Annotated in this window: 19 protein-coding genes; 5 read left to right on the forward strand and 14 right to left on the reverse strand. The window is 68.0% G+C overall.

The genetic code is table 11. The annotated features are described in order from the left end of the window. The first annotated feature begins 76 nt into the window (after positions 1–76). Entirely contained in the window at positions 77–352 is a 276-nt protein-coding gene (locus tag ABZ004_RS17340) for a DUF3039 domain-containing protein (RefSeq protein WP_355680861.1), read from the forward strand. Positions 353–384: 32 nt separating this feature from the next. On the opposite strand, the gene ABZ004_RS17345 is transcribed toward ABZ004_RS17340, so the two are convergent. The 3 genes from ABZ004_RS17345 to ABZ004_RS17355 are packed head-to-tail and all read right to left on the reverse strand — an operon-like array spanning position 385 to position 2,739. Continuing rightward, positions 385–942, reverse strand: a complete 558-nt coding sequence (locus tag ABZ004_RS17345; RefSeq protein WP_355680862.1) for a YqgE/AlgH family protein — start codon at positions 940–942, stop codon at positions 385–387. Between the two features lie 7 nt (positions 943–949). After that, a complete protein-coding gene (locus ABZ004_RS17350; RefSeq protein ID WP_355680863.1) occupies positions 950–1,309 on the reverse strand; it encodes a VanZ family protein in 360 nt (119 codons plus the stop codon). After that, positions 1,309–2,739, reverse strand: coding sequence for an NAD-dependent malic enzyme (locus ABZ004_RS17355; RefSeq protein WP_355680864.1), 1,431 nt, complete (start codon positions 2,737–2,739; stop codon positions 1,309–1,311). The genes ABZ004_RS17350 and ABZ004_RS17355 overlap by 1 nt, the downstream gene beginning before the upstream one ends. Before the next feature lie 141 nt (positions 2,740–2,880). Between ABZ004_RS17355 and ABZ004_RS17360 the strand changes: the two genes are divergently transcribed. Continuing rightward, complete coding sequence (locus ABZ004_RS17360) at positions 2,881–3,873, forward strand: LacI family DNA-binding transcriptional regulator (RefSeq protein WP_355680865.1); 993 nt, start codon at positions 2,881–2,883, stop codon at positions 3,871–3,873. Here ABZ004_RS17360 and ABZ004_RS17365 read toward each other — a convergent pair whose 3' ends face one another. The 6 genes from ABZ004_RS17365 to ABZ004_RS17390 all read right to left on the reverse strand — a co-directional run bounded on the left by ABZ004_RS17365 (position 3,874) and on the right by ABZ004_RS17390 (position 11,630). Further along, entirely contained in the window at positions 3,874–4,881 is a 1,008-nt protein-coding gene (locus ABZ004_RS17365; RefSeq protein ID WP_355680866.1) for a substrate-binding domain-containing protein, read from the reverse strand. A gap of 12 nt (positions 4,882–4,893) precedes the next feature. After that, a complete protein-coding gene (locus ABZ004_RS17370; protein ID WP_355680867.1) occupies positions 4,894–5,922 on the reverse strand; it encodes an ABC transporter permease in 1,029 nt (342 codons plus the stop codon). Beyond that, entirely contained in the window at positions 5,919–7,475 is a 1,557-nt protein-coding gene (locus ABZ004_RS17375; RefSeq protein ID WP_355680868.1) for a sugar ABC transporter ATP-binding protein, read from the reverse strand. Before ABZ004_RS17375 ends, ABZ004_RS17370 begins: the two co-directional genes overlap by 4 nt. A 174-nt stretch (positions 7,476–7,649) precedes the next feature. Further along, positions 7,650–8,801, reverse strand: a complete 1,152-nt coding sequence (locus ABZ004_RS17380; RefSeq protein WP_355680869.1) for a CoA transferase — start codon at positions 8,799–8,801, stop codon at positions 7,650–7,652. Positions 8,802–8,856: 55 nt separating this feature from the next. Beyond that, the gene (locus ABZ004_RS17385) at positions 8,857–9,834 is read right to left on the reverse strand and encodes an alpha/beta hydrolase (protein ID WP_355680870.1); all 978 of its coding nucleotides are present in this window, start codon (positions 9,832–9,834) and stop codon (positions 8,857–8,859) included. Then, on the reverse strand, positions 9,831–11,630 hold the full coding sequence (locus ABZ004_RS17390; protein WP_355680871.1) for a hypothetical protein: 1,800 nt from the start codon (positions 11,628–11,630) through the stop codon (positions 9,831–9,833). The genes ABZ004_RS17385 and ABZ004_RS17390 overlap by 4 nt, the downstream gene beginning before the upstream one ends. Before the next feature lie 115 nt (positions 11,631–11,745). Between ABZ004_RS17390 and ABZ004_RS17395 the strand changes: the two genes are divergently transcribed. Next, complete coding sequence (locus ABZ004_RS17395; RefSeq protein ID WP_355680872.1) at positions 11,746–12,513, forward strand: MerR family transcriptional regulator; 768 nt, start codon at positions 11,746–11,748, stop codon at positions 12,511–12,513. On the opposite strand, the gene ABZ004_RS17400 is transcribed toward ABZ004_RS17395, so the two are convergent. Further along, a complete protein-coding gene (locus tag ABZ004_RS17400; protein WP_355680873.1) occupies positions 12,510–12,989 on the reverse strand; it encodes a universal stress protein in 480 nt (159 codons plus the stop codon). The two genes, ABZ004_RS17395 and ABZ004_RS17400, sit on opposite strands and share 4 nt — an antisense overlap. Positions 12,990–13,008: 19 nt before the next feature. Next, on the reverse strand, positions 13,009–13,449 hold the full coding sequence (locus ABZ004_RS17405) for a MarR family transcriptional regulator (protein ID WP_355680874.1): 441 nt from the start codon (positions 13,447–13,449) through the stop codon (positions 13,009–13,011). Between the two features lie 120 nt (positions 13,450–13,569). On the opposite strand from ABZ004_RS17405, the gene ABZ004_RS17410 reads away from it, so the two are divergent. Beyond that, positions 13,570–14,598 (forward strand): alpha/beta hydrolase family protein, encoded by a 1,029-nt coding sequence (locus ABZ004_RS17410; protein WP_355680875.1) that lies wholly within the window; start codon positions 13,570–13,572, stop codon positions 14,596–14,598. Here ABZ004_RS17410 and ABZ004_RS17415 read toward each other — a convergent pair. From ABZ004_RS17415 to ABZ004_RS17425, 3 genes are read right to left on the reverse strand one after another with little or no spacing between them, the layout of a single operon-like run. After that, positions 14,557–14,751, reverse strand: coding sequence for a hypothetical protein (locus ABZ004_RS17415; RefSeq protein ID WP_355680876.1), 195 nt, complete (start codon positions 14,749–14,751; stop codon positions 14,557–14,559). The two genes, ABZ004_RS17410 and ABZ004_RS17415, sit on opposite strands and share 42 nt — an antisense overlap. Beyond that, positions 14,748–16,052 (reverse strand): hypothetical protein, encoded by a 1,305-nt coding sequence (locus ABZ004_RS17420; protein WP_355680877.1) that lies wholly within the window; start codon positions 16,050–16,052, stop codon positions 14,748–14,750. Before ABZ004_RS17420 ends, ABZ004_RS17415 begins: the two co-directional genes overlap by 4 nt. A gap of 52 nt (positions 16,053–16,104) precedes the next feature. Beyond that, the gene (locus ABZ004_RS17425; RefSeq protein ID WP_355680878.1) at positions 16,105–17,553 is read right to left on the reverse strand and encodes an NAD(P)/FAD-dependent oxidoreductase; all 1,449 of its coding nucleotides are present in this window, start codon (positions 17,551–17,553) and stop codon (positions 16,105–16,107) included. 73 nt (positions 17,554–17,626) lie between these two features. On the opposite strand from ABZ004_RS17425, the gene ABZ004_RS17430 reads away from it, so the two are divergent. After that, a complete protein-coding gene (locus ABZ004_RS17430) occupies positions 17,627–18,331 on the forward strand; it encodes a TetR/AcrR family transcriptional regulator (protein WP_355680879.1) in 705 nt (234 codons plus the stop codon). The last annotated feature ends 424 nt before the right edge of the window (positions 18,332–18,755 follow it).

Consider the following 18,755-nt stretch of genomic DNA (forward strand, 5'->3'; position numbering starts at 1 on the left):
CCACAGGGGAATTTCGGGGTGATCGCCTGTGGAGAAACCTCAGGGGTTGGTGGGGCGGCGTCTTACACTGGCGGGTATGAGTACTCAGTTGAGCCCCGGCGCGGAGACGGTTGTCGACGAGCGGACCAAGCCGCAGTTGGACGACGGTGATCACGAGCGGTTCTCGCACTACGTGCCGAAGGACAAGCTGACCGAGGCAATGGTGATGGGCACGCCGGTCGTCGCCCTCTGCGGCAAGGTGTGGGTGCCGAGCCGCGACCCGCAGCGCTTCCCGGTCTGCCCGGAGTGCAAAGAGATCTGGGAGTCGCTGAATCCCGGCGACGAGGGCAAGGGCGGCGACGGCGAGGAGTAGACCGTACGACGTACGCGATCACGCCCGGAGCGTCAGTTCTGGGTGGGGTCGTCCGGGTAGGTGGCCAGATACGCCATCTGGTCGCCCTGGCGGTGCAGGACGCGGCGCCAGAGGCCCTCGGGTTGCAGGCTGAAGACGTCGTCGGGTTCGGACGGTACGACGTACCAGGCGCCCTCGGTGATCTCGCCCTCCAGCTGACCGCTGCTCCAGCCCGCGTACCCGGCGAAGATCCGCATCCGCTGGATCGCGCCTTCGAGCAGCGCCGGCGGTACGTCGAGGTCGATCAACCCGATCCGGCCGAAGCACTCACGCCAGCCCGGCGGGTCCGCGGACTCGATCACCTCGGCGACGGCGAGCGCGCTGTCGGTGCCGACCGGGCCGCCCATGAAAAGCACCCCGGGCTCCGTCACGGTCTTCGACCAGTCCGACAGCACCCGCTCGACCTCCAGGTCGGCGGCGCGGTTCACCACCACCCCGAGTGCGCCGTCCTCGTCGTGATCCAGCAGCAGGATCACCGAGCGGCGGAAGGGCGGCTCGTCGAGCAACGGTGTCGCCACCAGCAGCGAACCGGTCAGGGTCGAGGCCGTCATGACCCCATCATGTCGTGCCCGGCAACTTTTTTGACCCGCGGATCGCTCGGAATCCGAGCCAGGCGCCCAGGGCGACGCCGGCCAGGTCGGCCATCGAGTCGAACGGGTCGCCGCTGCGGTGCGGTAGCAGGAAGTGCTGGACCAGCTCGCTGACCACCGCATTCGCGACCAGGAAGCCGAGCAGCCAGCGCGACGGCACCCCGACCTTGAGGCCGAGGAACGCCACCGACGCGAACAGCACCAGGTGGAAGACCTTGTCGGAGTACGGGATCTGGACGTCGGCCGCCTGGCGCGGCGCATACAGGCCGTAGAGATGGATCAGGCAGGCCAGCCCGAAGCCGGCCCGCCACAACCACTTACCTAGCATCAAAGCGCAGGCGAGTCGTCCGGGAACTGTTCGGCGGCCGGCGCCTTACCGCCGGCGGCATCCCGTACGGCGTGCGCCACCATCGTGTGCACCTCCGGGTGGAAGACGCTCGGCACGATGTAGTCCGCGTTCAGCTCGTCGTCGGTGACGACACCGGCCAGCGCCTTGGCGGCGGCCAGCTCCATCTCGATCGACACCTTCGACGACTGCGCGTCGAGCAGGCCGCGGAAGACACCCGGGAAGACCAGCACGTTGTTGATCTGGTTCGGGAAGTCGCTGCGCCCGGTCGCGACGACCGCGGCGTGCTCGTGCGCGGCGGCCGGGTCGACCTCGGGATCGGGGTTGGCCAGCGCGAAGACGATCGATTTCTCGTTCATGGTGGCGATGTCGTCGCCGTCCAGGATGTTCGGCGCCGAGACCCCGATGAACACGTCGGCCCCGGCCAGCGCGCCCTTCAGGTCCCCGCTGTACTTCGCGGCGTTGGTGTTCTCCGCGATCCAGCGCAGCTCCGGCGACAGCCCGTCGCGCTCGGTGTGGATGACACCGCCGATGTCGGCGACACAGGTGTCCTTCACGCCGGCCATGATCAGCAGCTTGAGGATCGCCGTACCGGCCGCGCCCGCGCCCGACAGCACGACGCGGACCGCGCTGATGTCCTTGCCGACCACCCGCAGCGCGTTGAACAGCGCAGCCAGTACGACGATCGCCGTACCGTGCTGGTCGTCGTGGAAGACCGGGATGTCGAGTTCTTCGCGCAGCCGGGCCTCGATCTCGAAGCACCGCGGCGCGGAGATGTCCTCGAGGTTGATCCCCGCGAAGCCGGGCGCGATCGCCTTGACGACGGCGATGATCTCCTCGGTGTCCTGGGTGTCCAGGCACAGCGGCCAAGCGTCGATCCCGGCGAACCGCTTGAACAGCGCGGCCTTTCCTTCCATCACCGGCAGCGCGGCCTTCGGGCCGATGTTGCCCAGCCCGAGCACCGCGGAGCCGTCGGTGACCACCGCGACGCTGTTGCGCTTGATCGTCAGCCGGCGCGCGTCGTCGGGGTTGCTCGCGATCGCCAGGCAGACCCGGGCGACCCCCGGGGTGTAGATCATCGAGAGGTCGTCGCGGTTGCGGATCGGGTGCTTGGCCTCCATCGAGATCTTGCCGCCGAGGTGCATCAGGAAGGTCCGGTCGGAGACCCGGCCGATCTCGACGCCCGGGACCGCGCGCATCGCCTCGACCAGCCGGCCGGCGTGCTCGGTGTCGGCAGCCGCACAGGTCACGTCGATCCGCAGCCGTTCGTGGCCGGACGCGGTCACGTCGAGCGCGGTGACGAGGCCGCCGGCCTGCTCGACCGCGGTCGTCAGTTTGCTCACCGTCGAGCCACCGGCAGGGACCTCGAGGCGGACGGTGATGGAGTAGGAAACGCTCGGCAAGGCAGTCACGCCCGCGATCTTCTCATGCCCGCGCCGGACGCCGGAGGTTCCGTACGTTGCGTCCACTCGACCGACTGGTTTCATCCGGACGCAGTCGCTGGGTAATCCATTACCCGCCCGCTAGGGTGACGGTCAGGTGAAGGGAGTGCGATGGCCAGGATCAGCGATGTCGCGGCCCGGGCGGGAGTTTCGACGGCCACGGTGTCGCGGGCCCTGAACGGGAAGTCCACGGTCGATCGCGAGCTGGTCGCGCGGGTCCAGCAGGCCGCCGAAGAGCTCGGGTACCAGCCGAACGGCCCGGCCCGGAACCTGCGCCGGCAGGAGGCCGCGGTGGTCGCGCTGATCATCTCCGACGTGGAGAACCCGTTCTTCACCGCGATCGCCCGCGGGGTCGAGGACGTCGCGCACGAGGTCGGCTACTCGGTCGTGCTCTGCAACTCCGACGAGAACGCGGAGAAGGAGAACCGCTACATCGACATCGCCATCCAGGAGCGCGTTGCCGGGGTGATCCTGTCGCCTACCGGTACTACGTCGTCGGTCGGGAAGCTCGCTGCTCGCGGTACGGCGTTCGTCGCGGTCGACCGGCCGCTGCCGGGGCAGGAGAGCGACGTGGTGCTGGTCGACACCAGGCTCGCCGCTCATCAGGCCACCGCTCACCTCATTGCCCAGGGCTACCAACGCATCGGCTGCATCACTGGCCCGCTGGGGGTCCGTACGGCGGACGATCGGCTCGCGGGCTATCGGGATGCGCTGAAATCCGCGAAGCGGCGTAGTACGACGAAGCTGGTACGGCGTACCGAGTACAAGGCAGCCGGCGCCCACCGGGCGGCCCAGGAACTGTTGAACCAGTCCGAGCCGCCCGACGCCCTGCTCGTCGCCAACAGCGCGATGGCAGTCGGCGTACTCCAAGCCCTCCACGAACACGGCGCTCGCCCCGGCCGAGACGTAGGCCTGGTCGCCTTCGACGACGCCCCCTGGGCCGAACTCCTCGACCCGCCCTTGTCGGTCGTCGCCCAACCGGCGTACGAGATCGGCACCGTCGCCGCACGGTTGCTCTTGGCAAGAATCGCCGACAACACCCGCCCACCCACAACCACCACGCTGGGCGCCCGTCTGATAGAACGCGCCAGCTCCCACCGCTAGTCAGCCAGTCGGGTTTTCTTCGGCGTAGATCTGGGCTGCGTTGGACTTGTCGATGAGGCGGGTCTGGAGGGTCTGGGTCTTCTCGATGGTGCCGCAGTCGATGAGGAGCTTCTTGGCGGCGGCGATGGCTTCCTTGCCGTTGGTCGGGTAGGTGAAGGTGGCGCTCAGGCGGCCCTGTTCGACGGCTTTGATGCCGCCCGACGGGATCGGGAGCGCGTCGATGCCGGTGAACTTCATCTCCTTCTCCCGGCCGACCGCCTTCGCCGCCAGGTAGGCACCCTCGGCCATCGGGTCGTTGTGGGAGTAGACGACGTCGATCTTCGGGTTCGCCTTGAGCAGTGCGTCCATCTGAGCCTGGCCCTTCTCGCGGAGCCAGTCGCCACTCGCGGAGGCGATCACCTTCACCTTCGGGTTGCCCTTGATCCCGGCCAGGAAGCCTTCGTGCCGTTCGGCCTGCGGGGTGGCACCGGCGAGGCCCTTGAGCTCGACCACGTTGCCGCCGTTCGGCAGCAGCTTCTCGGCGATGTACTTGCCGGCCTCGGTCCCGATCTCGACGTTGTCGCCGCCGATGAAGCCCGTGTACGCGTCACCCTCGACCTTGCGGTCCAGCACCAGCACCGGGATGCCCTTGTCGTACGCCTTCTTCACCACCGCGGTCAGCGGCTTGGCCTCGTTCGGGCTGATGATCAGCAGGTCGACCTGCTGGGTGATGTAGTTCTCCACATCGGCGACCTGCTTGGCGTTGTCCTGCGCCGCGTCGGCGAACTTCACCTCGAACTGCGGCACCCCCTTCGCCGCCGCCTTGATGTCGTCGTCCATCCGCTGCCGGTACGGCTCGGCCACGTTCGCCTGGCTCATCCCGATCACATACTTGCCGTCGGCCCCTTTGCAGGGCTTGGAGTTGGCAGCCTGCGGGTTGTCGGAGGTCCGTTCGCTGGTCGTCCCACAGCCGGAGATCAGCAGAGCGGCAACGGCCGCGGCGGCGAGGGGCAGTTTGAGGTTTCGCATGACAGGCCTTTCTCAGGAAGCGGGGCGGAGTCGTTGCAGCGCGGCCGCCGCGACGATCACGAGTCCCTTGATCAACAGCTGGATGTTGGAGTCGATGTTGTTCAGGGCAAGGATGTTGTTCAGTACGCCGAGCAGCAGCGCGCCCGCGACGGTCCCGGCGACCGAGCCACGCCCGCCGGCCAGGCTGGTGCCACCGATCACCACCGCGGCGATCGCGTCCAGCTCGTACCCCTGCCCGTCGTTCGGGCTGCCCTGGTTGAGCTGGACGGCATGAACGATCCCGGCCAGCGCGGCAAGCAGCCCACAGATCGCGAACACCGCGACCTTCACCCGAACCACCGGTACGCCGGACAGCCGGGCCGCCTTCTCGTTGCCACCCACGGCGTACAGATGCCGCGAGAACGCACTGACCCGCAGGAACACCACGGCCGCGACAGCGACCACCGCGAAGATCAGTACCGGGATCGGCACCAGCCCGCCGAAGGTCCGCTCACCAAGCAGAGCGAAGGAGTCCGGCGCCTCGTGCGGGCCGTTGCCATAGGCAATCGCCACGCCCTGGCCGTCGGACCAGATCCGGGCCAGCCCACGGGCGATCTGCAACCCGGCCAGCGTCACGATGAACGACTGGATGCCGATCATCGCCGTCGCGATCCCCTGCAGGGCACCGAAAACGAGCCCGATCAGCAGCACCAGGACGACCGACGGCAGGAATCCCCAGTCGCTCTCGACCATCAGCACCGCCGACCCGACCGCGGCCAGCCCGAGCACCGCACCGACCGACAGGTCGATCCCGCCGATCAGGATCACGAACGTCATCCCGACCGCGATGATGCCGATCTCGGACACCGCCCGGACCACGTTCGCCAGATTGTCCGCGCTGACGAACAGGATCTCCCCGTTGCGTCGCGGCGAGAAGATGATCGCGGCAACGAACACGGCGAGCAGCCCGAACACACTCTGGAACCTGAACAGTGTCGCGACCACTCCCCCGGAAGCCTGCTCCACAGCAGTGGGTGCTGTTCGGTCTTGTACGTCGGTCACTGCGGTCCTCCGACCTCTTCGAACACGGCACGGTCTCCCATCGCGGCAGCGAGCAACTCGCCCTCACTCGAGTTCGCCGTACTGAACGTCGCCACGTCGCGCCCGTCGCGCAGTACGACGACCCGGTCGCAGACGCCGACCAGCTCCGGCAGCTCCGACGACGCGAGCAGTACGCCGATGCCCTGGCCGGCCAGCTCGCCGAGCAGCCGGTAGATCTCCGCCTTCGCACCGACGTCGACACCCCGCGTCGGCTCGTCGAGCAACAACAACTTCGGCGACGTGAGCAGCATCCGCCCGAACACGACCTTTTGCTGGTTCCCACCGGACAGCGTGCCGACCTGGTCCTGCAGCCGCCCGAACTTCAGCCGCAACCGGTCGGCCATCTTGATCGACGCGGCCCGCTCCATCCGCCGCGCGATCACCCCCAACCGCCCGTACGCCGGGAGGCTGGACACGACGGTGTTGGCCAGGATCGAGTGGAAGAGCACGAGCCCTGATACCCGCCGATCCTCCGGCACGAACCCGATCCCCTGCCGCAGCGCCTGCCGTGGGCTTCGCGGCCGGATCTCCTTGCCCTGCAGGACGATCCGGCCTTCGACCAGGCCGCCGGGCGCCACGCCGTACAGGGTCTCCAGGAGTTCGGTGCGACCCGCGCCGAGCAGACCGCCGAGGCCGACGATCTCGCCGGCCCGGACGGTCAGCGAAATGCCGGCCGGGTCACGGCGGCCGGGTCGGGGGCGGCGTGGCTTGATCGCCAGGTTCTCGACCCGGAGGAGTTCGTCACCGGTGGCGGTGTCGGGGGTGCTGAACATCGTCTGCACCGGGCGGCCGACCATCGCCTCGACGACCTCGGCGGTCGAGAGCTTGCGGGGGTCGAAGCTGGTGACGAACTCGCCGTTCCGCAGGACGGTCGCGCGGTCGGCGACCTGGGCGATCTCCTCCATCCGGTGCGAGATGTAGACGATGCCGACGCCGCCGAGGCGGAGTTCGCGGATCACTTCGAAGAGGCGCTCGACCTCGGTACTGGTGAGAGCGGAGGTCGGCTCGTCCATGATCAGTACCCGGGCGTCGAGCGAGATCGCCTTCGCGATGGTGACCAGCTGCTGCTCGCCGACCCGGAGTTCGCCGACCGGGCGGCGGGGGTCGAGGTTCACGCCGCTGCGTTCGAGCAGGACGCGCGCCTCGCGTTCCATCCGGCGGCGGTCGACGGTGCGCCAGCGGGTGCGGAGTTCGCGGCCGAGGAAGATGTTGTCGGCGACGGACAGGCCCGGGACCAGGTCGAGTTCCTGGTGGATCATCGCGATCCCGGCGGCCTGCGCGTCGGTCGGGCCGGAGAAGGTGACCGGGTTGCCGTTGATCTCGATCCGGCCGTCGTAGTCGGTGACGTCGCCGGACAGGATCTTCATCAGCGTGGACTTGCCGGCGCCGTTCTCGCCGAGCAGCGCGTGCACCTCCCCCGCGCCCAGGCCGAAGTCGATCTCCCGGCAGGCGTGCACGCCGCCGTACCGCTTGCCGATCCGCGACATCCGGACCAGGGCGGCGACCTCGGCCATGACACCTCCGCGATCGGGCGAGTAATCGATTTCCCGGACGCTAGACCTGTGCTCCGCGACCCGTCAACCCCTGACACCGGCCCGCCCCCGGATCGAGACCAGCCAACCGCCTGCCCCGCCGACCCTAAGTCGCCTGAGCGCACGCCGACACCTGTTCAACCAGGGTCGAAAAGGTCAGACGTCCTCTTCCAGCCAGGCTCGGACGGTGGCGTTGTGTTCGCCCAGGCGCGGTGGGGGGAGGTTGGTTTCGCGGGCGCCGGCGTACGGGTTGTCGTCGAAGCGCAGCGGTGGGCCGGGGAGCTGGATGGGGCCGAGAGCGGGATGGTCGACGTCGATCAGCAGACCTTGTGAGCGCGTCTGTTCCCACTCGTACACCTGCTGGAAGTCGCGCACCTTCCCCGCCGGAATCCCGACCGCCGCAAGCCGCTGCAGCCACACATCAGCCGACTCGGCGGCGAACGCGGCCTCGATCGCCGCCGTCAACTCATCGCGATGCGCCACCCGCTGCGAATTGGTCGTGAACCGCGGATCGGTCGCGTCGAGCCCGACGACCGGCGCGAACGTCCGCCATTGCCCCTCGCTACCGACCGCCACCTGCACGATGTCGTCCCTGGTGCGATACATCCCGTACGGCGCGATCTGTGCATGGTGATTCCCCACCCGCTCCGGCAATTCGCCCGCGACCGTCCACTTCGTCCCGTGGAACGCGTGCACCCCCACAACGGCCGCCAGCAGACTCGTCCGCACCACACGCCCTTTGCCCGTCACCGAACGCTCGTGCAACGCCGCCAATGCCCCGTAAGCGCCGTACATCCCAGCCAGCAGATCTGCGATCGGCACCCCGACCTTCGTCGGCTCCACCTCTCCGGTCACGCTCATCAGACCGCCCTCACCCTGCGCGATCTGGTCGTACCCGGCTCGCCCACCCTCCGGCCCGTCATGCCCGAACCCGGTGATCGACAAGATCACCAACGCCGGATTCAACTCGTGCAACCGCTCGTTCGAGAACCCGAGCCGATCCAGCACCCCCGGCCGGAAATTCTCCACCAGCACATCGGCCCGCCGCACCAGCTTCGTCAGAAACTCTTTCCCCTCGGCCGACTTCAGATCAGCCGTCACCGACTCCTTGTTCCGGTTGGCCGACAGAAAGTACGTCGACTCCTCCCCCACGAACGGCGGCCCCCACCCCCGGCTGTCGTCACCCCCGGCCGGCGTCTCGACCTTGATCACCCGCGCCCCGAGATCCCCCAACATCATCGCCGCCTGCGGCCCCGCCAACGCCCGAGTGAGATCGACAACCACCAGATCCGACAGAAGATTCCGCACCCAGCCACCCTAGGTGCTCCCCTCGGAACCAGGCGTGGCGCGCACCACAAGTCTTCTAGGCAGATGCTTTGCGGGCGAGGGAGGCCAGGCGGTGGGTTACGTCGCGGGGGCGTTCTTGCATGAGCATGTGGTCGGCGCCGGGGTACATCCAGAGGCGGGCGCTCGGGAGCAGCTGCGCCATCCGGTTCGCGTGGCGCGGTGGCAGGAGGCGGTCGCGGGTGCCGTGCATGATCTCGACCGGGATCCCGTCGAGCACGTTCAGCGCATGGCCGAGGTCGTGCTGGGTGATCGCCTCGAAGAACCCACTGAGCGAACGCCCCGGCGTCACCGCCAGATCCGCCATCAGAATGTCCACCTCAGCCGGATCCACCTTCTTCCCGAACACCATCCGCCGCACAGCAGGCCGCCGCAACGCCGGCCCCAGCTCCCGCAACGCAGCCAGTACTGCGCGCTGCCGTGTCTCCGCGTCGCCCGCGACCCGCGAGCCCGTACGCCGGATGGCGCGCCTCTCCATCCGCTCGCCTGCCAGGTTCATCGCTCGCGGCGCAACGACTGCAGCGGCGCCGTCGAAGCGAGCGGGTAGGCCGAAGGCTCGGGACGAGATCTGGCCGGAGGAGGTGCTCACCAACGCGGCGGCCTTGATGCGGGAGCCGAACAACTCGGGGCGTTGGTCGGCGAGCGCCATCAGCGTCATGCCGCCCATCGAGTGGCCGGCATAGACCACCGGCCCGTCGCCGACGACCGTGTCCAGCACGAACGCGAGGTCGTCCGCCAACTGCGAGATCCGCGTCGTCCCCACCGGTGCCGCCTCGGACCGACCATGCCCGCGATGGTCATAAGCGACCACCCGCACGCCCGACGACCCCAACACCTGCGGCAGCCCACTCAACTGGTGATGCCAGCTCCGCGTCGAACACGTCCACCCATGCACCAACAACACAGTCACGGGCGCAGAATCCGAACCAGTCGTCTCCACATGCAACCGCACCCCGTCAGGCGTGATCACCCCGGTCCTCTCAGCTTGAAGAGTCATCGCACAACCACCTTACGAGCCTCCAGATGCGCCGCCCGCAGCCGTCCACCGCGCGCTCCACGCCCAACCAGCCAAGCGATCCCGAGAATCTCCATCGCCCCGACCACCGCGAGCAGCGCGTACCCACCGTTCCACATCCACCGCGGTACGTCGGTCCGCTCCTCGCGCCGCAGCACCTGCTGCTCGCCGATGAACTCGACCCGCTGCCCGTTCGACACCTGCACGGCAGGCTTCTCGATCTTCAGATCCTCCGGCGCGTAGACCCACATCGCCACCATGTCGCGCGGTCCTCGATGCAGCCGCACCATCGACTTCCACTTGCCGTACATCGGCAGCGGTTCCGTCGACCGATAGGTGCCATCAGCAACCTTCACCATCGGGCGCGTCATCGACCCACCACCCTGCCAGGCCAGCGCCTGGAACCAGCGCGCCCCGTCCGCCGCATCGGCCGGATCCAACCGCACCGTCACGTACGCCCTGGGTTCGGCCCCGGTCGCCACCCGGTCGAGCGAAACCGTCGCACTCACCCCTGGGTCGGCCGACCGCGGTACGCAGAAGAACAGGGCCGCGACGACCACGACCAGCCCGACCGCACCGAGTTGATGCGTACGCCGTACCGAAGGAACCGGGCGAACCTCGCCGGCCACCTCGGCGTACCGGGTGGCGAGCCAGGCTCCCAGGAGACCGGCGCCGATCCCGGTGGCGACGCCGAAGCCGAGCGCCGGCGGGATCATCGAGGCCGGCCACTGGATCGGCATCCAGACGCTGCTCCACCAGAACTCGGCCAGTACGCCGACCGTGCCGATCAACGCGCCGGCCACAGCACCGAGCCGGAAGCGATTTTTGTTGCCGAGGGCAAAGGCAACACCCTCGACCAGCAACGCCTCGACGATCAGCAACGGGAAATGCCCGACGATCTGACCGAGCGGCTCGGCCACCGCCCACGCGATGCCGCCCCGCACGACCAGATAGACAGCGAGCGCGGCGAAGGTCGTACCGGGCCCGCGCCGAGCTCGCAGAAGGGTGAACGCCATGGCCGAGCCGAAGACGATCAGGATCGGCTGCAGGATCAGCGGGAACTGCGGTACGCCGTAGTTGAACTCGGTGCTGAACAGATCCCAGGCGATCAGCAAAGCACCGACCGCCGCGATCTCCTGGAACCGCCGGCGAATGTTGAGACCGACCAACTGCTCGACCTCCGCGGACGCGAGCAGCCGGGCGAAGATCGAGAAGACCACGCCGCCGATCATCAAGAGGTGGGTCGGCCCCCAGAGCGTGACGTCCTCGCCGAACAACCGGTGCCACATGTCGTCCAGCGGGAAGCCGACCAGAGCAAAGGTTCCGCAGACCGTGACCAGCGCAGCGCTACACGGAATCCGCCAGCCCTTGGTCAGTTTGATGGTCCGGGCCGGCAGCGGCTTGCGGGCGAGCGCGATCGGCAGCACCCCGGTGACGATCACGCCGAGGATGCCGAAGAAGATCGGGTAGTGCGCCGCCGTACCGAACGGACCGGCGTCGCGGCCCTTGTCGATGTGGATGGCGATGTCCCACCAGACGCCGAAGGCGCAGGCGAGCAGCGAGACGACGTGCAGGTACGGCGTCAGCGCGGCCCATCGGGGGACTCCGTGCAGTCTCCCGATGGTGTCTGCGAGACGCCCTACCAGCGTCACCCGGCCGGTGCGTTCGCGCCACAGCAGGACGGCGAGTGCGAGGTACATCAGCGCGACCAGGCCGGTGACGATCGCGATCTGGCCGAACGTCGCGGTTCCGGTCGAGGCCGCCAGCGGGACGGTCATGCGGGACTCCCTGGGTTCGAGCGAAGACATCGGCTGGGTCGAGCGAGACATCGAACATGCGCCACGCGTGATGTTACATAAGCTATGTAACGTGGAGTCTGGAAGACTGTCAAGGGTGGGAGCACAGACGCCGGCCGATCCGGCCACCGAAGAGTTCACGGTCGATCAGCTCGCCGCGAAGGTGGGCATGACGGTGCGGAACGTCCGCGCGTACGCCGGCCGCGGGCTGATCCCGCCGCCCCGGCTGGCCGGCCGGACCGGGTACTACGGCGCCGACCACGTGGCGAGGCTCACGCTGGTCCGCGAACTGCTCGACAAGGGCTACACCCTGGCCGCGGTCGAGCGGATGATGAGCGAACTCCCCGATGGCGCGCTCGCGCTCGGTGTCTTCGAGACCCTGGTCAGCCCGTGGACGCCGACCGAGCCCGAGGTGATCACCGAGCAGCAGCTCGCCGACCGGGCCGGCATCCCGCACGACCCGGACACCATCGCCCGGCTGATCGAACTCGGAATCGCCGAGCGCCAGGACGACGGCCTGCTTCGGATCCCGAACCCGGACCTGCTCCGGACCGGCCTGGAGGTGATCAAGCTCGGTGTACCGCTGGAAGCGATCTTCGAGATGCTGCCCAAGCTGTTCGAGCACGCGGACGCGGTCGCGAAGGTCTATGTCGAGCTGTTCCGCAGTACGGTCTGGCGTCAGTTCGCCGACGCCGGGCTGCCGGCCGACGGCTGGCCGGAGATCCAGCGCACGCTGGAGAACATCATCCCGCTGGCCGGCCAGGCCCTCGTCGCCTCCTTCCGCGAGGCGATGGGCCGCGAGATCGAGGCCGTCGCCTACGAAGAACTCGGCCTCGGCCCCGACGCACTACCTTCCACCGGCTAGGGGACGACTACTACGACTGGTGCGTCTTTGCGGCAGGTGAGGCGATGGCCGAGTGAGCCGGTGAAGTAGTGCCAGAGCTTGGTCGATTTGCCAACGACGATCACGGTCGCATGCACAGCTCGCGCGACCTCGGGCAGCGTCTTCCGCGCATCACCGTAGGTGCTGACGAAACTCATCGTGACGCCGATCTCCAGTGCGCGGCGCTCCGCCTCACGCTTGATCTCCGCGGCCGCATCTTCCCGGATGGTCTCGGCACCGGCGTAGTCGTACGGTACGCCGTACGCGACCACCGGGCTGACGAACGGCATCACGTAAACCACGACGAGCTTGCCGAAAGAGCGCCCGGCCGCGCCGGCGGCCCAGGCGAAGGCGTCCCAACTGGTCGACGAACCGTCGACTCCGACCACGTAGACCGGCGCCTGACTGACAGGCTCGACCGGACTCGGGGTCCGCTCCACAGCGGGGTCGCTGTCCATACGATCACCTCATTAATGGTCAGCCGCTCTGGCTGTCCTGAATTTCCGCCGCGAGTTCGTTGAGCCGGAGCAAGGCCGGCAGCGCCGCGTCGAGTGCTCGAGCCTCCGGCTCGTCGAGCTTGCCGATCAATTCCGCCAGCGCCTCGGCGCCGACCCTGCGCAACTCGCGCAGGCGTTCGCGGCCGGCCTCGGTGATGGCGACCAGCACGACCCGCGCGTCGGCGGGGTCGCGGCGGCGCTCGGCCAGGCCGAGTCCTTCCAGCTGAGTGACCAGCACCGTCATCGACGGCTGGGTGACTTCCTCGCTGACCGCCAGATCCGTCAGCCGCCGCGGACCGGTGCGCTCGAGCGTCACCAGCGTGGAGGCGGCCGTCAGCCCGAGCCCTCGGTCGCGCCGCCGGATCGCCACAGCGGCCAGCCCGAACAGGGTCTCGCCCAACAGGAAGCCGTGATCAGCCACACCGCAAGTATAGGCGCTCTATATAGACAATCCCATGGAACTCAGCGTGGCGTGCCGCACGCTGAGCGTCCTGGAATACTCGGAGCCAACCCTTGTCGCCCGCCCCGAGAGGTGTTCACGGTGCCCAACTCACTCAAACGATCCTCGGTCATCACCTCCCTGCTAGCCCTCCTCACGTTGTGGCCACTCGCTCCCGCCACCGCGGCCGAAGCCGGACTGGCCTCCCCCGCAGCGCCGGTGCAGGCTGGACCGGCACGGCTTCAGACCGTGGGCGCCGAGGTTGTCGGCGTCACGCAGGTGGCCGATCGGCTGGTGGACCTCTCGGTGCGATCCGAGGCGCTCGGGGGCCGGACAGTCAAAGTGCGACTACTGACACCTGATGGCTGGAATCCCACCGACCGCCGACAGCACTGGCCGACTTTCTGGTTGCTGCATGGGTGTTGTGGCGACTACACGTCCTGGTCCGGGACCGACATCGCGACGATCGACAGTCTCCGCAAGGTGCTGGTGGTGATGCCGGAGGCCGGCTGGAACGGCTGGTACAGCGACTGGTGGAACTACGGCGCCGGCGGCGACCCAGCTTGGGAGACCTTCCACACCGTCGAACTACGGCAACTCCTCGAGCGCGGTTGGGGAGCCGGCTCGAACCGCGTCGTCGCAGGCCTCTCCATGGGCGGCCAGGGCTCACTCCTGTACGCCGCTCGCCACCCCGGCATGTTCCGAGCGGTCGCCTCGTACTCCGGCTCAGCTCATCCCCTGCTGAACGACGAGTCGGTGCGCCGAATCATGGGCTTCTTCGCCGGCCAGGGCAACGACCCGCTACGCGTCTGGGGCGACCCGGTCGCGCAACGCAGCATCTGGGCAGCGCACGACCCGTACTACCTGGCCAAGCGACTCAGGACCCTGCCTGTCTACCTGTCCTGCGGCGACGGCACCGCCGGACCGTTCGACCCGCCAGGCAAGACCGATGCCCTGGAGGCAGACTTCAACCGCCAGAACCACGCGCTGGCCAACGCCCTGCACCAGGTCGGCGCACGCCGCTTGACGACCGACTTCTACGGTCCAGGAACCCACGGCTGGGCGTACTGGCAGCGCGAACTTCACGACTCACTGCCGATGTTGCTCAACGCTCTTGGGCTCCCTAGTTGAAGGAAGATCGCCGAGGTCGGCGTCCCAGTCGTCCTCGTCGTCCACCGCCGTAGCGTCGTGGCGGCGGGCGATCCGGATGAACGCGATGATCAGCAGGATCGGGCCGAGAAACATCGCCATCTCCGGGATGCCGCCCAGGTGCAACGTGATCATGACGCCGTCACCAAGGCGATTCCACCGGCCGTGAAGGCGACCATTGCCGCCAGCAACGGGTACTGCGCTCGCCGCAACTGACGGCGCCGGAAAAGATGAGCGGCGCGATCGTGGGCGGCCACCACCCCGAGTACGTGGCCGAGCACGATCGCGCCGATCTGCACGGAGGCGATCAGACCGGTTCCGAGAAACGCATAGTCGATTCCCTTGCCGTCAACCCCGAGCAGATTCCAGCCGCGCCCGAACGGATCCGAGGCGAGCAGGAAGCCTTCCTGACCTTGGAACAAGGCGAAGGAGAAGTAGTGCGCCACGGCGTACCCGATCGCGATCGGGACCAGCGAGTGCACGAACGCACCCGGTAGTCCCGCAGTGCCGACGGCGCCCGGCCGGACGTTCGTCGTACCGGTTGAGCGTGCCGCGAGAAGGAAGAGTGCGGAGACCAAGGCGACCGAGGTCATGAGGCCGAGTGTGGAGACGATGAGGTGGCCTGCATGGGTGAGTTGACCGGTTTGGTTCGTCCAGGCGGACCACCTGCTGATGCCGTCGAAGGCGGTGGAGCCGAGGAGCAGGCAGAGGAGTGCGACGACGCCCTTCTCCTGCGGGATCGTCGCTAGCCCGGCGAGTGGGTTACGCAGTACGAGCTGGTGTTGATCGTTGCGGCCGAAGGGGCTCAGCTTGGCGAGCAGTTCGGCATACACCTCGAAGCTGTCGCCGATCGCGAACCAGCGCGGACCGAAAACGATGCCTGCGGCAACATTCACCACTGAGTAGACCGTCACAGCCAGCGCGACGGTCAACGGCTCCGAGCCGTCGGGATAGACCAGCTCGAGCCAGAGGAAGACAGCGAGTCCGCCAACAGCCGGCCAGTAGGCGATGCCTCGTGGGAGCTGCCGGTACGCCGTACGCGGGACCGCGGCTGCGATCGTGCGGAACGGGTTCGCGAGTCGCCAGATCGGGCCGAGCAGCAGCGAGAGCGGGATGATGCCGACCCAGATCCAGACGTAGAGCCAGGTCGGGGCCGGGTTCCGCGACGGCTCGCTGCTGCCGAACCAGGCGGATCCGAGGAGCAGGACGAACGCCGCCAGACCGATTGCCTTGAGCAACCACCTGACCGGCCGGCTGTCGGCGACGACGGTCAGCCGGGCGAGCGTCGTACCGGCTGATCGCTCGAAGCGCGGGCGGGACCAGAACGCGGCGAGCGCGAAGAAGGAGACCGCGACAGCTGCGCCGGCCGAGTAGACGGCCAGCCACAACGGGACCGGGAGATCGCCCCGGCCGCCGATGCCGTGCAGCGCGATCATCGGCGCACCCTTCGATCAGGTATGTGACCGATCGAATGTAACACGCATGATGTCACATAGGTAGAGTCCGGTACTCGCTCTGGTCGAAGTGCCGGGTCAGCTGCCGGAACCGGAAGGTGAAGGACGGCCAGAGGGTGGTGTTGCGGCCCTCGGAGTCGAGGTACCAGCTGGTGCAGCCGCCGCGGGTCCAGATCGTGTTCCGCATCGAGGAGCGGACGCCGTCGACGAACGCGCGCTGCACCTCCGGGCGGACCTCGACCTCCTTGATCCCTTCGGCGTCCATCGTCCGGATCACGTCCAGGATGTAGGCGATCTGCGACTCGATCATGAACACCATCGAGCTGTGCCCGAGCCCGGTATTGGGCCCGATCAGCAGGAAGAAGTTGGGGAAGCCGCTGACCGCAGTACCGAGGTGGGCCTCCATGCCGTCCTGCCAGGCTTCGCGCAGGGTCAGCCCGTCGCGGCCGTGCAGCATGTCCATCACCGGCAGATCGGTGACCCGGAATCCGGTGCCGTAGATGATCGTGTCGACCTCGTGCTTCACGCCGTCCTCGGTGACGATCCCGGTCGGCGTGACCTCGTGGATCGCCTCGGTGACCACGTCGACGTTCGGCTGCGCGAGGGCCGGGTAGTAGTCGTCGGAGATCAGCACGCGCTTGCAGCCGAGGGTGAAGTCAGGGGTGAGCTTGGCACGCAGCTCGGGGTCGCGGATCTGCTGGGCCAGGTGCCGTTCGGCGATCTTCTGGCCTTGTTTCATCATCGCGGGCAGCTTGGCGAAGCCGAGGACGAGCGACTCGCGGGACCAGTAGATGCCGGCCCGAACGGCCTTCTGTACCAGCGGAAACGCCTTGTAGATGCGCTTCTCGACGCTGGTGATCTTGCGGTCCGGCCGCGGCATCACCCACGGCGGGGTGCGCTGGAACAGGTGCAGTTCCTCGACCTCGGGCTGGATCGCCGGCACGAACTGGATCGCCGACGCACCGGTGCCGATCACGGCGACCTTGCGCCCACCCAGGTCGAGATCATGATTCCACTGGGCCGAGTGGAAGACCTCGCCCTCGAAGTTCTCGATGCCCTTGAGCTTCGGGTACGACGGCTCGGCGAGCGGGCCCATTCCGGACAGCAGGAGGTCGGCGGTCAGGTCGCCCTGGTTGGTATGGATCCGCCAGTGGCCGTCTTCCCAATGCGCGTCCTGGACCGCGTGGTCGAAGCGGATGTGCGGGCGGACCGCGAACCCGTCGGTGACCTTCTGCAGGTACGCCTCGATCTCGGGTTGCGGCGAGAAGGTCGAGGACCAGTCCGGATTCGGCGCGAAGGAGAACGAATAGAGGTGACTCGGGACGTCACAACGGCAGCCCGGGTACGTGTTGTCGCGCCAGGTGCCGCCGACATCCTTGGCCCGCTCCAGTACGACGAAGTCGTCGTACCCGGCCTGCTTCAGCCGCACCGCCATGCCGATCCCGGCGAACCCGGTGCCCACTACGACGATCCGGTGATGCATGGGGTGCCTCCGAGGCCTGGGAGCGAGCGAACTTACTCGCAGTAAGTTACCCGGAGTCAGTTAGACTTCGCAAGTGACCTCGACCACTGGCGATGCAGGACCGGACATCGCCGGGCAGCCCTCGTCCGGAGGGGAGCCGGCGCGCGCAGTACCGGCTCCGCCTGCGCCCGTAGTACCGGTGAAGCGGCGGCGGGATCGTGCGGCGCGGGAGCGGGAGATCTTGGACGCGGCCGAGCGGATTTTCGGCGAACGCGGCTACCAGGGCACGTCGATGGACGAGATCGCCGCCGAGGTCGGCGTCTCCAAACCGCTGATCTACCAGTACTACGGGTCGAAGGACGGCCTCTTTCTCGCCTGCCTGTCGCGCCTCCGCGCCCAGCTCCTGGACGCCGTGTCGGAAGCGGTGCTCGCGGCCCCCGATGCCGAGCAGGCGATGTTCGCCGGGTTCGTCGAGTGGTTCAGCTTCCTCGACGACCACCCGCGCGCCTGGTCGGTCCTGGTGGACGAAGGCATGCTCGCCGCCGGCCCCGCCGCCCAGGCCGCCGACGAGGTCCGCGCCGACTTCGTCGAACTCATCGCCACGATGGTCCGCTTCAACCTCCCCACCGAACACACCTTCACCGACGACGAGATCCAGATCGTCGCCCAGTCCATCTCCGGCGCCACCGAACGCCTAGCCATCTGGCGCACCAAACACCCTTCACCCCCCTCCCCCACCACCACCGCCACCACCCTCATGACCTTCCTCTGGCAAGGCCTCAACACCCTGCGCGCCTAACCCCCGCACACCCGCAAGTCAGCACGCCGCAGCCCGCACGCCCACGCCCGGCCCGATCCGTGTGCTCACCTCTCCTCGTGATGCTCACCTCGCTCCCATAGCAGGGGGCGAACCCCGACACGAGCGGCGATGCCGCCTCTTTGACGAATGCCGTGCTGCAAGGACGTCCCATCGCCGGGGGTCCGATCCGACCGGGACCTGGAACGATCCGCGCATGGCGAGATCGAGTCGCCGTACCGACCGACAGGACACGTCCGCCGGCAACACCCCCACCTCGGCGGAGCTGAGCGTGAACCAGACCTCCCAGCACCGACCACCTCATGTCCGTCGGTACGCCACTTCACTCCGGTGGGTCCCCTCCCTCTCCGCGCGCTCACCTCTCCTGTTGGGGGTTCGCCCCCTCCCATAGCAGGGGGCGAACCCT

This window comes from Kribbella sp. NPDC006257, from assembly GCF_040613535.1.
Classification (GTDB): domain Bacteria; phylum Actinomycetota; class Actinomycetes; order Propionibacteriales; family Kribbellaceae; genus Kribbella.

Excerpts from the sequence above, each read along its gene's own strand:
- ABZ004_RS17345 (WP_355680862.1), bottom strand. The coding sequence starts at position 942 with ATGACGGCCTCGACCCTGACCGGTTCGCTGCTGGTGGCGACACCGTTG.
- ABZ004_RS17340 (WP_355680861.1), top strand. The coding sequence starts at position 77 with ATGAGTACTCAGTTGAGCCCCGGCGCGGAGACGGTTGTCGACGAGCGG.
- ABZ004_RS17385 (WP_355680870.1), bottom strand. The coding sequence starts at position 9,834 with ATGACTCTTCAAGCTGAGAGGACCGGGGTGATCACGCCTGACGGGGTG.
- ABZ004_RS17375 (WP_355680868.1), bottom strand. The coding sequence starts at position 7,475 with ATGGCCGAGGTCGCCGCCCTGGTCCGGATGTCGCGGATCGGCAAGCGG.
- ABZ004_RS17360 (WP_355680865.1), top strand. The coding sequence starts at position 2,881 with ATGGCCAGGATCAGCGATGTCGCGGCCCGGGCGGGAGTTTCGACGGCC.
- ABZ004_RS17420 (WP_355680877.1), bottom strand. The coding sequence starts at position 16,052 with ATGATCGCGCTGCACGGCATCGGCGGCCGGGGCGATCTCCCGGTCCCG.
- ABZ004_RS17425 (WP_355680878.1), bottom strand. The coding sequence starts at position 17,553 with ATGCATCACCGGATCGTCGTAGTGGGCACCGGGTTCGCCGGGATCGGC.
- ABZ004_RS17390 (WP_355680871.1), bottom strand. The coding sequence starts at position 11,630 with ATGACCGTCCCGCTGGCGGCCTCGACCGGAACCGCGACGTTCGGCCAG.
- ABZ004_RS17350 (WP_355680863.1), bottom strand. The coding sequence starts at position 1,309 with ATGCTAGGTAAGTGGTTGTGGCGGGCCGGCTTCGGGCTGGCCTGCCTG.
- ABZ004_RS17365 (WP_355680866.1), bottom strand. The coding sequence starts at position 4,881 with ATGCGAAACCTCAAACTGCCCCTCGCCGCCGCGGCCGTTGCCGCTCTG.
- ABZ004_RS17400 (WP_355680873.1), bottom strand. The coding sequence starts at position 12,989 with ATGGACAGCGACCCCGCTGTGGAGCGGACCCCGAGTCCGGTCGAGCCT.
- ABZ004_RS17415 (WP_355680876.1), bottom strand. The coding sequence starts at position 14,751 with ATGATCACGTTGCACCTGGGCGGCATCCCGGAGATGGCGATGTTTCTC.